This window comes from Aeromicrobium sp. (assembly GCF_036676885.1).
In the GTDB taxonomy this organism is placed as follows: domain Bacteria; phylum Actinomycetota; class Actinomycetes; order Propionibacteriales; family Nocardioidaceae; genus Aeromicrobium.
Genome location: NZ_JAKFCB010000348.1, coordinates 1 through 13,074 on the forward strand (window position 1 = coordinate 1; position 13,074 = coordinate 13,074).

15 protein-coding genes are annotated in these 13,074 nt (G+C 68.4%); 9 read left to right on the plus strand and 6 right to left on the minus strand.

Annotated elements, in window-relative coordinates; all coding sequences use genetic code 11:
• Nucleotides 1-658 (plus strand): MFS transporter (locus V6M46_RS16390; protein ID WP_332667037.1); only part of this gene is annotated, 658 nt, incomplete at its 5' end.
• Nucleotides 659-796: 138 nt separating this feature from the next.
• Nucleotides 797-1,558, plus strand: coding sequence for a 3-hydroxyacyl-CoA dehydrogenase (locus V6M46_RS16395; protein ID WP_332667039.1), 762 nt, complete (start codon nucleotides 797-799; stop codon nucleotides 1,556-1,558).
• A 3-nt stretch (nucleotides 1,559-1,561) separates the two neighbouring features.
• On the opposite strand, the gene V6M46_RS16400 is transcribed toward V6M46_RS16395, so the two are convergent.
• The gene (locus V6M46_RS16400; RefSeq protein WP_332667041.1) at nucleotides 1,562-2,986 is read right to left on the minus strand and encodes a VWA domain-containing protein; all 1,425 of its coding nucleotides are present in this window, start codon (nucleotides 2,984-2,986) and stop codon (nucleotides 1,562-1,564) included.
• Nucleotides 2,983-3,864, minus strand: a complete 882-nt coding sequence (locus V6M46_RS16405) for an AAA family ATPase (protein ID WP_332667042.1) — start codon at nucleotides 3,862-3,864, stop codon at nucleotides 2,983-2,985. Before V6M46_RS16405 ends, V6M46_RS16400 begins: the two co-directional genes overlap by 4 nt.
• Nucleotides 3,865-3,879: 15 nt before the next feature.
• On the opposite strand from V6M46_RS16405, the gene V6M46_RS16410 reads away from it, so the two are divergent.
• Nucleotides 3,880-4,275, plus strand: a complete 396-nt coding sequence (locus V6M46_RS16410; RefSeq protein ID WP_332667044.1) for an SRPBCC family protein — start codon at nucleotides 3,880-3,882, stop codon at nucleotides 4,273-4,275.
• Nucleotides 4,276-4,734: 459 nt separating this feature from the next.
• Here the strand turns inward: V6M46_RS16410 and V6M46_RS16415 are convergent, their stop codons facing one another.
• Entirely contained in the window at nucleotides 4,735-5,304 is a 570-nt protein-coding gene (locus V6M46_RS16415; protein WP_332667046.1) for a dihydrofolate reductase family protein, read from the minus strand.
• Between the two features lie 42 nt (nucleotides 5,305-5,346).
• On the opposite strand from V6M46_RS16415, the gene V6M46_RS16420 reads away from it, so the two are divergent.
• A complete protein-coding gene (locus V6M46_RS16420) occupies nucleotides 5,347-6,639 on the plus strand; it encodes a M20/M25/M40 family metallo-hydrolase (protein ID WP_332667048.1) in 1,293 nt (430 codons plus the stop codon).
• A gap of 17 nt (nucleotides 6,640-6,656) precedes the next feature.
• Here V6M46_RS16420 and V6M46_RS16425 read toward each other — a convergent pair whose 3' ends face one another.
• Nucleotides 6,657-6,842 (minus strand): DUF5703 family protein, encoded by a 186-nt coding sequence (locus V6M46_RS16425; protein ID WP_056396444.1) that lies wholly within the window; start codon nucleotides 6,840-6,842, stop codon nucleotides 6,657-6,659.
• Between the two features lie 24 nt (nucleotides 6,843-6,866).
• Nucleotides 6,867-7,820, minus strand: a complete 954-nt coding sequence (locus V6M46_RS16430) for an aldo/keto reductase (protein ID WP_332667053.1) — start codon at nucleotides 7,818-7,820, stop codon at nucleotides 6,867-6,869.
• A 48-nt stretch (nucleotides 7,821-7,868) separates the two neighbouring features.
• Between V6M46_RS16430 and V6M46_RS16435 the strand changes: the two genes are divergently transcribed.
• The 3 genes from V6M46_RS16435 to V6M46_RS16445 all read left to right on the plus strand — a co-directional run bounded on the left by V6M46_RS16435 (nucleotide 7,869) and on the right by V6M46_RS16445 (nucleotide 10,557).
• The gene (locus V6M46_RS16435) at nucleotides 7,869-8,702 is read left to right on the plus strand and encodes an undecaprenyl-diphosphate phosphatase (RefSeq protein ID WP_332667055.1); all 834 of its coding nucleotides are present in this window, start codon (nucleotides 7,869-7,871) and stop codon (nucleotides 8,700-8,702) included.
• Nucleotides 8,703-8,827: 125 nt separating this feature from the next.
• Nucleotides 8,828-9,751 (plus strand): ABC transporter ATP-binding protein, encoded by a 924-nt coding sequence (locus V6M46_RS16440; RefSeq protein ID WP_332667057.1) that lies wholly within the window; start codon nucleotides 8,828-8,830, stop codon nucleotides 9,749-9,751.
• Entirely contained in the window at nucleotides 9,748-10,557 is an 810-nt protein-coding gene (locus tag V6M46_RS16445; RefSeq protein ID WP_332667058.1) for an ABC transporter permease, read from the plus strand. The genes V6M46_RS16440 and V6M46_RS16445 overlap by 4 nt, the downstream gene beginning before the upstream one ends.
• A gap of 67 nt (nucleotides 10,558-10,624) precedes the next feature.
• On the opposite strand, the gene corA is transcribed toward V6M46_RS16445, so the two are convergent.
• Nucleotides 10,625-11,584 carry a magnesium/cobalt transporter CorA gene (gene corA, locus V6M46_RS16450; protein ID WP_332667059.1) on the minus strand — a complete coding sequence of 320 codons (960 nt, stop codon included), beginning with the start codon at nucleotides 11,582-11,584 and terminating at the stop codon, nucleotides 10,625-10,627.
• Nucleotides 11,585-11,658: 74 nt separating this feature from the next.
• On the opposite strand from corA, the gene mshC reads away from it, so the two are divergent.
• Together mshC and V6M46_RS16460 are read left to right on the plus strand one after the other, a co-directional pair.
• Nucleotides 11,659-12,885, plus strand: coding sequence for a cysteine--1-D-myo-inosityl 2-amino-2-deoxy-alpha-D-glucopyranoside ligase (gene mshC / locus V6M46_RS16455; protein ID WP_332667061.1), 1,227 nt, complete (start codon nucleotides 11,659-11,661; stop codon nucleotides 12,883-12,885).
• Nucleotides 12,882-13,074 (plus strand): hypothetical protein (locus V6M46_RS16460; RefSeq protein ID WP_332667062.1); only part of this gene is annotated, 193 nt, incomplete at its 3' end. The genes mshC and V6M46_RS16460, both read left to right, overlap by 4 nt.

The window sequence follows — 13,074 nt, forward strand, 5'->3', positions numbered from 1 at the left end:
CAACCGCGGCGGCTCCTACCTGGTGTTCCTGTTCGCCGGCGCGGGCCTGTTCGCGATGTTCCTGTTCCTGACGTTCTACTTCCAGATCACGATGGAATACAGCGCGCTGAAGGCCGGGTTCGCATTCCTCCCGTTCAGCCTCGGCATCATTGGCACGGCAGGATTTGTGTCCAATCTGCTGCCGAAGATCGGGCCCATGCCACTCATGGTCCCAGGCCTGGCGTCGACGGCCGCCGGCATGCTCATGCTGACCCAGATCACGGAGGAGACGTCCTACTGGGGATACATCCTGCCCTCGATGATGCTGATGAGCATCGGCATGGCGTGCGTCTTCATCACCGCGTCCAGCACGGCGCTGGTCGGAGTCGGGACGCACGACGCCGGGGTCGCAAGCGCTCTGCTCAACACGTCGCAACAGATCGGCGGCTCACTCGGCACCGCCCTGCTCAACACGCTCTACGCAGGCGCTGTCACGGCGTACCTGACCGATCATGCCGGCGAGTCTCCGCGGACCGCGACCGGCAACGCGCTCATCCACGGCTACCACGTGGCGTTCTTCTGGGGCTCGATGATGCTCGTGGTGTCGTTGGCGGTGGCAGTGTTCCTCATGAACGCCAAGAAGGACGACGTGCCGGCTGAGGCCGGCATGCCCGCCTGAGTCTTCAACGGCTCGAAAGCCGACGCCGGGACGAACTCGTGCGTCGGGCCAGATCCGCGCCCAGGTACGCCGGTCAGCTGTGCGATCGTAGGGGCGCACCACAGGACTCGTCGTTCGAACCGAAGCAGAGGACCGTACATGGATGTCAAGAACTCCGTAGCCGTCGTCACCGGTGGCGCCTCCGGCCTCGGCCTGGCCACCGTCGAGGCGCTCCTGGACGCCGGTGCCAAGGTCGTCATCCTCGACCTGCCGGGCTCGCCGGGCGCCGATGTCGCGAGCCGGCTGGGGGAGTCCGTACGGTTCGCGGCCGCCGACGTGCGGGACGAGGCGGCGGTCAACCAGGCGCTCGACGTGGCTGCGGAGCTCGGAGACCTCCGCGTCGTCGTCAACTGCGCCGGCACGGGTGACGCGATCAAGACGGTCGGCAAGCAGGGCCCCTACCCGCTCGACAAGTTCCAGCGGATCATCGAGATCAACCTGATCGGCTCGTTCAACGTGCTGCGCCTGGCCGCGGCGCGCATCGCCGCCCTCGAGCCGCTCGGCGAAGAGCGCGGGGTCATCATCAACACCGCGTCGATCGCTGCCTTCGACGGCCAGATGGGCCAGGCGGCCTACGCGGCGTCGAAGGGCGGCGTGGTCGGGATGACGCTCCCGATCGCCCGCGACCTGGCCTCGCTCGGCATCCGGGTCGTGACGATCGCACCGGGACTGTTCGACACGCCGCTGCTGGCCTCGCTGCCTGAGGACGCGCGGGCTTCGCTCGGCAAGCAGGTCCCGCACCCGAGCCGCCTCGGCGACCCGGCGGAGTACGGTGCGCTCGCCGCACACATCGTGGCCAACCCCATGCTCAACGGAGAGACGATCCGGCTCGACGGTGCGCTCCGGATGGGGCCGCGCTGACGGTCAGACCGGCAGCAGCCGGGTGATGAACTTCGTCAGCTGGTCGACGTTGCAGCACTCGTGCATCTCGACGACCTCGGCGTATGTCGGCGCGATCGAGTCGCCGAGACCCCATCGCATCGAGTGCTCCGGGTTGAGCCAGAACGTCCGCCTGGCCCGCTGGTTGATCTCGTGGAGGGCGCCCAGGTTGGGGTCCTGGTTGTTGTTGCGGGCATCGCCGAGGATCAGCACGGCGGTGCGTGGACCGATCGCCGTCATGTGATCGGCGTGGAAGTCGGCGAACGCCTCGCCGTAGTCGCTGCTGGTGTGCCACTTCGTGATGCGGGCCTCGCGGGAGATGCGCCCGGCGAGGTCCTCTCCGCCGTCCTTGACGAGGTCGGTCACCTCGGCCATGGCATTGACGAACGCGAAGACGCGCACCTTGCTGAACTGACCGCTGAGCGCCTGCACCAGGTGCATCGTGAAGCTCGAGAAGCCCGACACCGAGCCTGACACGTCGCACAGCAGGACCAGCTCGGGCCGCGATGGATGCGGCTTGGCATACACGGGACGGATCGGCACGCCTCCGGTCGACATCGAGCGTCGCAGGGTCCGACGGATGTCGATCTTGCCGCGGGTGGCCTTGCGACGGCGGGCGGCGAGACGGGTGGCCAGCTTGCGCGACAGCGGCCGGACGATGCGCCCGAGCTCCTCGAGCTGCTGCTGGTTGGCGCTCAGGAAGTCGATCCGGTCGCTGCCCGTACGTACCGCGTGCCGCGTGACGACGTCCCGGCCCCGTAGCTCCGCGGTCCGGCGTCGCGCCTCGCTCGCCACGAGGGCACGGAACCGGTCGATGTTCTGCCGCACCTCGTCGCGTTCGAGCCGCTCGGTGAAGCCGCCGCCCTGACCCTGGCCACCACCGTGTCCCTGACCCTGGCCACCACCGCCTTCGCCGCGCTGTCCCAACGCCTGCACCAGCAGCGTCTGGGGCCGCAGCCGCTCCAGGGTCTGGTACGCCGACCAGCCACCCGTGGGCGAGCCCTCCGTGCCGACGGCGCCCAGGAGGTCCACGGCGATCTCGGCCACCTGCTCCAGCGCACGGAGGTCACCTTCGGCGAGCGCCATCGCGAGCAGGTCCCGCAGGTCGTCGAGGTCGAACTCCTCATCCGTGTCCCTGGCCGCCTGCGGCACCCCGACCCCGGCCGGAAAGAAGATGTCGAACGTCATGTCGAACACGTCGCGCTGCCCGCCGCGCCGGACCAGGGCCGAGGCCAGCCCTTCCCGGAGCTGCGACCGGTCGCTCATGCCGAGGACCTCGACGACCGTGGCAGCGTCGACCGTCTCACTCGTGCCGGCGGGGATGCCCTTGCTGCGAAGCGCGGCGACGAACTCGACGAGCCGGCCGGCGACGTCCTGCGCCACCGGTTCGCCGACTCGTGGGGCGGTCATGACGCGCCCAGCACCTCGTCCAGGTCGAGCCGCGAGGTCGCCTTCTGGAGATCGTCCTGGTGCTTGAGGATCACGCCGAGGCTCTCCTTGACGACCTGGTCGTCCAGGATGTCGGCGCCGAGCGCGACGAGCGTACGAGCCCAGTCGATCGTCTCGGAGACGGACGGCGCCTTGCGCAGCGGCATGGCCCGCAACGCGTTGATGACCCTGACGAGCGAGTCGCCGAGCGTGGCGTCCAGCTCGGGCACCTTCAGGCGTACGATCTCCTGCTCGAGCTCGGCGTCGGGGAAGTCGATGTGCAGGAACAGGCAGCGGCGCCGCAACGCCTCGGAGAGCTCCCGGGTCGCGTTGGACGTCAGCACGACGAACGGACGGCTCGTCGCGGCGATCGTGCCGAGCTCCGGCACCGTGATCTGGAAGTCGCCGAGCACCTCCAGCAGCAGGCCCTCGATCTCGACGTCGGCCTTGTCGGTCTCGTCGATCAGCAGGACCGTCGGGCCGGTGTTGCGGATCGCCGTCAGCAACGGTCGGGCGAGCAGGAACTCCTCGCTGAAGATGTCGTTGCGCGCCTCGTCCCACGTCTCGTCCTTGCCGGCCGTGATGCGCAGCAGCTGCTTGGCGTGGTTCCACTCGTAGATCGCCCGGGCCTCGTCGACGCCCTCGTAGCACTGCAGGCGTACGAGATCGGCGCCGCACGCCTCCGCGACGGCGCTCGACAGGGCGGTCTTGCCGACACCCGCCGGACCCTCGACAAGCAGCGGCTTGCCGAGCTCGCTGGCGAGGAAGACGGTCGTCGCCACGGCCTCAGAGGCGAGATATCCCGCGGCAGCGAGCTTGGCCTTGACGTCGGCGATCGAGGTGAACGGCATGGTGCGCATGCCTACGATGATGCCGTGGCCCTCTTCGAGATCGTTCGCGAGGTGGGCCTGCCGCCCGAGGAGTCGTGGAAGCGGCTCACGGACTGGGAGCAGCACGCACGGCATGTGCCGCTGACCCGCATCATCCTGACCGACAGCGGATTCATCGCCCGCACCGGATTCTGGCGCGCGGCCTTCGACGACCCGATGGAGGTCGTGGAGTGGCGCGAACCGTCGTTCTGCCGCCTCGAGAAGCGCGGACGCTTCGTGACCGGATGGGCCGAGGTCCTCGTCGAGCCGCGCGGCCCCGGCAGCCGCGTGACGTGGCGTGAGGACCTCCACGTACGCGGGCTGCCGAGGGCGCTCGACCACCTCACGCGTGCTGTGAGCACGCGCGTCTTCTCACGGGTGATCGACGGGCTGCTCGCCTAGATCAGCAGGAGTTCGGCGCTCCCTGGCTGCTTGGCGGGCTCCACGTGCAATCCGACTCGAGGTCCTGAGGCTCAGGGCTCGTGTTCTTCGTGTTGCCCTGCGTCTCATCGGTTGACGTCGAGCCGACACCTCCCTGGTTCTTGCCCGGACCGTCGAATGTCGTGCACGTGACGGTGCCTTGCGTCTTCGTACAGTTGTCGGGCAACGGAGCAGCCGCTGCGGACATGGCAGAGCCGCCGACGAACAGCACCGTCGTGGCGGCAGTCAATAGCAACTTGCGCATGGAAATTATCCCCTGGATTTCTCGTGCCAGGCCCCCGCTCTCTGGCGGAATGAAAGGCGCGTCGGTTGGCGTGCCTTACCGTCGAGGCGCCCGACCCGAGGTCACATGTGTGACCCGCTGCGGATATTTCGAACGTACGTCCGGCGGTGGACGTCCGCATCTGCAGAGTGTGGCTCCTAGCGCACCGTGCGGAGCACGAGGTGCGTGGCGAGCCTGGACGACCGCGAGGAGACCGCCTCGAACCGCGGGGGAGGGTTGCCGATCCCCTCGAACAGCCGTCGGCCATCGCCCAGCAACAGGTGGGCGATGCTCAGGCGGAGCTCGTCGACCAGACCGGTCGAGAGGTACTGCCGGATGACGCCGGGGCCGCCCATCAGCAGCACGTCCTGGTCGCCCGCGAGCTCGCGGGCTCGCGCAAGGGCGGGTTTGATGCCCGAGACGTACGTGAACGTGCCCGAGGTCATGGGCCGGTCCGGGAGCTCCTCATGCGTCAGGACCACGGTCGGCATCGGGAACGGGACGTCGCCCCAGTGCGGGATGCCGAGGTCGTGCATGACGCGCCCCACGATGCAGGCGCCGATGCCGGCCGAGAGGCTCTCACCGACGGCCTTGTCGGTCTCGTCCCCGTCGAACAGCCACTCGTGCAGCGCCTCTCCACCGATGCCCATCGCGTTCTCCATGCTGACCCCGGGGCCGGTCGCGTACCCGTCCAGGGAGATGGTCATCGACATGACGAGCGAGCTCATGGGTGGTCTCCGATTCAGTGGTGCCGTGCGTAGGATCACCGTATGGGGTACTCGCCGGAATCCGAAGCGCTCGACATCTGTCGCGACCTGATCAGGATCGACACCTCCAACTACGGCGACGCCTCCGGACCGGGTGAGCGCAAGGCCGCCGAGTACGTCGCGGCGTCGCTCGCGGAGGTCGGCATCGAGTCGGAGATCTTCGAGTCCGAGTCGGGCCGCGCCAGCCTCGTCGCCCGATGGGGCAACCAGGACTCGTCTCGCCCGGGGCTGCTGATCCACGGCCACCTCGACGTCGTGCCGGCTCGGGGGAGCGACTGGCAGGTCGACCCGTTCGCCGCCGAGGTCGTCGACGGCTACCTGTTCGGCCGCGGTGCGGTGGACATGAAGGACTTCGACGCGATGCTGCTGTCGGTCGTACGCGCCCGCCAGCGTGCGGGTGTCATCCCGGACCGGCCGATCACGCTGGTGTTCACCGCCGACGAGGAGGCCGGCGGCCTGCTCGGCGCGCACTGGCTCGTCGAGCACCACCCCGACCTGTTCGAGGGGTGCACCGAGGCGATCGGCGAGGTCGGCGGGTTCTCGACCGAGATCGGCGGCAAGCGGCTCTATCTCATCGAGTCCGGCGAGAAGGGCATCGCCTGGATGCGCCTGCGGGCCCGTGGGACGGCCGGCCACGGCTCGATGCGCAACGGCGACAACGCCGTCACCCACCTGGCGCAGGCCCTCGTGGCTCTCGGCGAGCACCGGTGGCCCGACGAGCCTGGTCCGTCGATGACGCTCCTGCTGGCCAAGGTCCGCGAGCTCACCGGCAAGGAGGGCTCTGCCGACGAGCTGCTCGAGCAGTTCGGGCCGGCCATCCGCATGATCGGCGCGGGCATCCGCAACACGACGAACGCGACGATGCTGGAGGCCGGCTACAAGCACAACGTCGTGCCGGGCGAGGCGATCGCCTATGTCGACGGGCGCTACCTGCCCGGGCACGCCGACTCGTTCGTGCCGACCGTGCGCGGCCTCGTCGGCGACAGCGTCACGGTCGAGCCCTACATCACGGACGCGGCGCTGGAGTACGCGTTCGAGGGCGACCTCGTCGATGCCATGACGGTCGCGCTGCACAGCCAGGACCCAGAGGCGCACATCGCGCCGTTCCTGATGTCCGGCGGCACCGACGCCAAGGCGTGGCACAAGCTCGGCATCACGTCGTACGGCTTCACGCCGCTGCGGCTGCCGGCCGACCTCGACTTCACGGCGCTGTTCCACGGCGTCGACGAGCGCGTACCGGTCGACGCGCTGGCGTTCGGCTCGAAGGTCTTCGACGAGTTCCTCAACCTGATCTAGCCGCGATCTCCAGCCGCCTACAGCGTGCTGCGCATGCGAATGATCTTGCGGCGAAGCACGACGGTGCGCTGCCCCGTGCCGTCCTTGCGCAATCGGTCGAGCTCCCACCCCTGGTACTCCGCAGCGTCGGTCAGCATCCGGCACACGGCCGTGCGCGACTTGGTGCGGTCGATCGTGAGGTTCCAGAACTCGTACTCGATCATCGATTCACCTTCCCAACATCCTGGCTAGCGTGCACCGTCCGAAACGTCGTCGAGGGCCTGGACGATCTCGGGCGGGAGCTCGAGATCTTCCGACGCCAGGTTCTCCTGCAGCTGTGATGTCGTACGTGCCCCGACGATGGCCGACGCAACCCCGGGGCGCTCCAGCAGCCACGCGAGGGCCACGTGCGCGATCGTGACGCCCAGACCCTCGGATGCGCGGGCGAGCGCCTCGACGACGGCTGACTTCTGTGGCGTGAGGTACTTCGAGACGAACGCCTCCCAGGCCGGGTCGGCGGCACGTGAGTCTGACGGGACGCCGCCGCGATACTTCCCGGTCAGCACGCCGCGCCCCAGCGGGGACCAGGCAAGGACGCCCATCCCGAGATGGCGGGCGGCCGGGATGACCTCGTCCTCGGCCTCGCGCCTGACGAGGGAGTACTCGACCTGCGTGCTGATCAGCTGGAGTGCGTCGGCCCGGTCCTTCAGCCAGGTGTGGGCGAGGGCAGTCTGCCAGCCGGAATAGTTGGAGATGCCGACATAGCGCGTACGTCCCGTGCGCACGGCGTGTTCCAGTGTGCCGAGCGTCTCCTCGATCGGGGTCTCAGCGTCCCAGGTGTGGATCTGCCACAGGTCGAGGTGGTCGGTGCCGAGCTGGCGCAGCGAGAGGTCGAGCTGGTCGAGGAGCGTACGCCGTGAGCTGTCCCGGTCGATGCGGTCGCCGCGCTTGATCAGACCGGCCTTGCCGGCGAGCACGATGCGGCCACGCGCGTCGGCCTTGTTGATCAGCGTGCCGAGCAGCTCCTCGCACGCACCGTCGCCGTAGATGGGAGCCGTGTCGACCAGCGATCCGCCCGCGTCGAGGAAGATCGACAGCTGTTCCTCGGCCTCGTACGCATCGACCGCCGTGCCCCAGGTCATGGTGCCGAGCGCAAGCCGTGAGACCTCAAGCCCCGATCCACCCACGCGGCGATACTGCATGCCGCAAGGCTAGTCGGACGGGTGGAACGTGCCCGGTAGGCTCGCACGGTGGATTTCCTTCGTGCCGTGGTCCTGGGTCTCCTTCAGGGCCTGACCGAGTTCCTTCCCATCTCCAGCAGCGCACATCTCGCGATCTTCCCCAAGTTCTTCGGCTGGGACGACCCCGGAGCGGCGTACACCGCGGTGATCCAGATCGGCACCGAGGTTGCGGTCGTTCTCTACTTCTGGCGGGACATCTGGACGATCGGCTCGGGCTGGGTCCGCGGCGTGTTCTCCCGGGAGGCCCGGCTGGCGCAGGAATGGCGCATGGGCTGGTTCGTCATCATCGGCTCACTGCCGATCGTGGTGCTCGGGCTGCTGCTGCAGGACCTGATCGACAAGGAGTTCCGCAACCTCTGGGTCATCGGCACGACCCTGATCGTCCTGGGCATCGTGCTGGGCATCGCCGAGCGAGTGGGGCGCAAGTCCAGCCCGATCGACAACCTCACGATGCGTCACGCGATCCTGTTCGGCGTGGCGCAGGCCGGCGCCCTCGTACCCGGCGTCTCCCGGTCCGGCGCGACCATCAGCATGGGGCTGTTCCTCGGCTACGAACGCGCGGCCGCCACCCGCTACGCGTTCCTGCTGGCGATCCCCGCGGTCGTGGGTGCCGGCGTCTACAAGCTCAAGGACATCGGGGGTGAGAACGACTACGGCGTCGGCCCCACGATCGTCGGCACGGTCGTCTCGTTCGTCGTCGGACTCGCGGTGATCCACTGGCTGTTGCGCTACGTCAGCACCCGCTCCTACACACCGTTCGTGTTCTACCGCATCGGGCTGGGCTCGCTCGTGCTCGTGCTGGTCGGCGCCGGCGTCATCACCGCCGGCACCACCGTCGGCTAGGTCTGGTTCGCCGGCCGGCAGGTCAGCGTCAGGGTTCATCTCAGGGACAGCTCAGGGCTGGGTACGGGACGAGCGTCGCCTGATCCCCGATGTGTCAGGCCGTCCTCGGCATCGACAGTGGTGCCATGATCACAGTCGATTCCCTCACCAAGACGTACGGCCGCTTCACAGCAGTCGATGACGTCACGTTCACGGCCCGGCCTGGCCGGGTCACCGGCTTCCTCGGCCCCAACGGCGCCGGCAAGTCCACCTCCATGCGGGTCATGGTCGGCCTCACGCCACCCACGTCCGGCCACGTCACGGTGTGCGGCCGCAGGTTCGGCGACCTGCCGAACCCGGGCCGGGAGGTCGGCGTCCTCCTCGACGCATCCGCCCAGCACGCCGGCCGCACAGGTCGCGAGATCCTCACCATCGCTCAGCGCACCATGGGCCTTCCGGCCGCGCGAGTCGAGGAGATGATCGACCTCGTGAGCCTGACCGCGGCCGAGGCAGACCGGCGTGTGCGCAACTACTCACTCGGCATGCGCCAGCGACTCGGCATCGCCACGGCCCTGCTCGGCGAGCCCGAGGTCCTGATCCTCGACGAACCCGCCAACGGTCTCGACCCCGCGGGCATCCGCTGGATGCGCGACCTGCTGCGCGGCTACGCCAACCAAGGGGCCACGGTGCTGCTGTCATCGCACCTCCTGCACGAGATCGAGGTCATCGCGGACGACCTCGTCGTGATCGGCAACGGGCGGATCGTCGCGCAGGGCACCAAGGACGAGCTGCTCGCGTCCGCCGGCACCCTCGTACGTACGCACGACGTCACGACGCTGGCGGAGGCCCTGTCGGCCTCGGGCGTCGCGTACGCCACGAGCTCCGCGACGGGCGGAGACAACACCCTGCGCGTCGAGGCCGACGCCGAGCTCGTCGGCAAGGTCGCTCACGATGCGCGGGTCCCGCTCATCGAGCTGCGGGCAGCCGAGGGCGCGGGCCTTGAGGAGATGTTCCTCGAGCTCACCGCCGACACCCAGCGCGAGATCATCACCGAAGGAGCAGCCGCATGACCATCACCGCAACCGCACCTGCGACCACGACCCGCCGGCCCGAGCGGCCCGTGCCTGGGCCGATCCCGTTCACCCGCCTGGTGTCGGTCGAGCTGCGCAAGTGCTTCGACACGCGCGCCGGGTTCTGGCTCATGGCCAGCATCGGCATCGCAGCCCTGCTGGCGACCGGCGCCGTCCTGCTCTGGGCCCCGGACTCCGAGCTCACCTACTCGACCTTCGCCACCGCAATCGGCTTCCCGATGGCGATCATCCTGCCGATGATCGCGGTGCTGTCGGTCACGAGCGAGTGGAGCCAACGCAGCGGCCTGACGACGTTCACGCTCGTGCCTCATCGCAGCAGGACGATCGCCGCAAAGGCCGCCGTGACCGTCGGCATCAGCGTCGTCTCGATGCTGCTCGCGATGGCGATCGGTGTCGTCGGAACCCTGGCGGGGTCCGCGATCCTCGGCATCGACCCGGTGTGGGACGCGGGAGTCGTCGACCTCACCAACATCGTGCTCGCCCAGGTCCTGGGGATGCTCGTCGGCTTCATGCTCGGTGTGGTGATCCGCAACTCCGCTGCCGCGATCGTCGCCTATTTCGTCTACTCGTTCGCCCTGCCGACGATCACCGAGGTGCTCGCCGCGACCCAGAACTGGTTCGACGAGCTGCGCCCGTGGGTCGACTTCAACTACGCCCAGACCGCGCTGTTCAACGGATCGCTCAGCACCAGCCAGTGGTCACACCTGGCCGTCACCGGCCTGGTCTGGCTCGTCGCGCCGCTGGCGTTCGGCCTCTGGTCCCTGATGCGGTCAGAGGTGAAGTAGCTCCAGGCAAATCGAGATCTGGGGTGCCGGACGCCGGCACCCCAGATCTCGCTGTCGACGCGGCGACTCAGAGCCAGCCGGAGCGCTTGAACCGACGGTAGATGTAGAGGCACAGACCACCGATGACCGCGAGGCAGAGCGGATAGCCGTACGTCCAGGTGAGCTCGGGCATGTGCTCAAAATTCATCCCGTAGATTCCGGCTATCGCGGTCGGCACGGCGAAGATCGTGGCGCCCGCTGTCAGCTTTCGCATGTCCTCGTTCTGCTGGACGCTCAGCTGCGCCAGATGGGCCTGCAGGGCGTTGTCGAGCAGGTGGTCGATCGAATCGATCGCCTCTGCGGCGCGGGTGAGGTGGTCCGCGATGTCGCGAAAGTACGGCCGCGTGTCCTCGGGCATCGTGCTGACGGCGAAGCGCATGACCGGCTCCTTGAGCGGCATGACGGCGCGGCGGAACTCCAGGGTCTCGCGCTTGAGCCGGTAGATGCGGGACGAGTCGTTGGATCGCTCGTTCGAGAAGACGGAGCTCTCGACCTCCTGGACGTCGATCTCGAGCTCTGCGGCGACCGCTTCGTAGTGGTCCACGATCTTGTCGACGACGGCGTACAGCGCCGCAGTGGGTCCGTGCGACAGCGGCTCGATCATCCGCTCCGCGGCCTGCCTGGCGTCCTTGAGGGACGGGCCGCCGTGGCGCACGGTCAGGAGGAAGTTCTTGCCGAGGAAGATGTTGACCTCGTGCGTCGTGATGTCGTCGTCGCTGTAGGCCACCGTGCGGATCGACATGAACAGGTGGTCCTCGTACTGCTCCACCTTGGGTCGCTGATGGGCTTCCAGCGCGTCCTCGACCGCGAGCGGGTGGAGCGAGAGTGACCCGGCCACTCGATGCAGCTCATCGCTCGTCGGATTGCCGATGCCGATCCACAGGAAGTCGTCCCGGCCCAGGGCGGCAAGCGCGGCATCGAGGGACTCGGTGTCACTCCCGGTGTTCTCGCGCACGCCATCGCGGTAGACCGCGCAGTCGATGATCACGTCGTCATTCTGCCCCCGGGATCCTCACTGACGCCGTCGACAGGCCGCAACCGCTGAGCCGATACGCTCGCCTCATGCGCAGCTGGTCACGCCCCGACGTCCCGTCACTCGGCGACCTCGGACTTGGTGAAGGGTCGGTCGTACGCGTCCATGACACGGCATCCGGCGAAGTACGTCCGGTCGACCCATCCGGCTCGGCGCGCCTGTATGTCTGTGGCATCACGCCCTACGACGCGACCCACATGGGGCACGCCGCGACCTACCTCGCCTTCGACCTGCTCCAGCGCGCCTGGCTCGACCGCGGGATCGAGGTCGACTACACGCAGAACGTGACCGACGTCGACGACCCACTGATCGAACGCGCCGTGGCCATGGGTGTCGACTGGGCCGACCTGGCCGCCCGCGAGATCGAGCTGTTCCGCGAGGACATGACCGCGCTGCGGATCATCCCTCCGGCCAACTACGTCGGTGCCGTCGAGACGATCGACCTGGTCGTCGACCTCATCGACCGACTCGACAAGGCCGGATCCGTCTACCGCGTGGATGACGACCTCTACTTCGACGTCCACGCCGATCCCGCGTTCGGCGAGGTCTCCGGCCTCAGCGAGACCGAGATGCTGCGGATCTTCCCGGAGCGTGGGGGAGACCCGGACCGGCCCGGCAAGAAGCACCCGCTGGACTGCCTGCTCTGGCAGGCCGAGCGCCCCAACGAGCCGGCGTGGGAGACCCGGCTCGGCAAGGGCCGCCCCGGGTGGCACGTCGAGTGCGCTGCGATCGCCCTCGAGCACCTCGGTGTCGCGTTCGACGTGCAAGGGGGCGGCTCGGATCTGGTGTTCCCGCACCACGAGATGTCCGCGTCCGAGGCCACCGTCGTCACGCACGAGGCGTTCGCCCAGGCATACGTCCACGCCGGCATGGTCGGCTTCGAGGGCGAGAAGATGTCGAAGTCCAAGGGCAATCTCGTGCTGGTCTCCAAGCTCCGGGCAGAGGGTCGCGACCCGATGGCGATCCGGTTGGCCCTGCTGGCGCACCACTATCGCGCCGACTGGGAATGGTTCGACGACGAGATCACCAGGGCCGAGGCGCGGCTCGCCGCCTGGCGCGACGCCGTGAGCCGGACGCTCGCTCCCTCGGGCACCGAGGTGCTGCAGTCCATCCGGACGGCGCTGGCGAACGACCTCGATGCACCCGCAGCCCTCGCCGCGATCGATGCGTGGGCGGCCGACGACTCGGCGGCTGACCCGCAGGCGGGCCGAACGGTCCGCACGGCCGTCGATGCCCTGCTCGGCGTGGCGTTGTGATCGACAAGCTTCCCCGACCGTCGCCCCAACAGCTCAATGTCCTGCGGTGGCTGGTCGCCGCCGCGCTCGCGGTGACCTACATGTTCACGGGTTGGGAGCCTGCCTTCTACGCGGGCATCGCGGTCCTGTTCCTACCGCTGCTCCTGCGCAGGAAGTCCTACCCGCAGGATGAGCCCAAGGATCCCGAAG